The sequence below is a fragment of the Nocardia transvalensis NBRC 15921 genome (assembly GCF_000308875.1).
Lineage (GTDB): Bacteria > Actinomycetota > Actinomycetes > Mycobacteriales > Mycobacteriaceae > Nocardia > Nocardia transvalensis.
Map to the genome: position 1 here is coordinate 1 of NZ_BAGL01000024.1, position 800 is coordinate 800.

At 57.0% G+C, this 800-nt stretch carries 1 rRNA gene; it reads left to right on the top strand.

Annotation, left to right across the window (positions count from 1 at the left end):
• Positions 1–800 (top strand): 23S ribosomal RNA (locus ON41_RS07945); the annotation flags it as partial.

Sequence of the window (800 nt, forward strand, 5' to 3'; positions counted from 1 at the left end):
CCCGAGTAGCAGCGGGCCCGTGAAATCTGCTGTGAATCTGCCGGGACCACCCGGTAAGCCTGAATACTCCCTGGTGACCGATAGCGGACTAGTACCGTGAGGGAAAGGTGAAAAGTACCCCGGGAGGGGAGTGAAATAGTACCTGAAACCGGACGCTTACAATCCGTCAGAGCGGGTTTTCCTGTGATGGCGTGCCTTTTGAAGAATGAGCCTGCGAGTCATCGGTGTGTGGCGAGGTTAACCCGTGTGGGGGAGCCGTAGCGAAAGCGAGTCCGAATAGGGCGATATAGTCGCATGTCATGGACCCGAAGCGGAGTGATCTACCCATGGCCAGGGTGAAGCGACGGTAAGACGTCGTGGAGGCCCGAACCCACTTAGGTTGAAAACTGAGGGGATGAGCTGTGGGTAGGGGTGAAAGGCCAATCAAACTCCGTGATAGCTGGTTCTCCCCGAAATGCATTTAGGTGCAGCGTCACGTGTTTCACGCCGGAGGTAGAGCTACTGGATGGCCTAGGGGGCCTACAAGCTTACCGAAGTCAGCCAAACTCCGAATGCCGGTGTGTGAGAGCGTGGCAGTGAGACTGCGGGGGATAAGCTTCGTAGTCGAGAGGGAAACAGCCCAGATCGCCGGCTAAGGCCCCTAAGCGTGTACTAAGTGGAAAAGGATGTGGGGTCGCTGAGACAACCAGGAGGTTGGCTTAGAAGCAGCCACCCTTGAAAGAGTGCGTAATAGCTCACTGGTCAAGTGATCCTGCGCCGACAATGTAGCGGGGCTCAAGTACACCGCCGAAGCCGCGGCA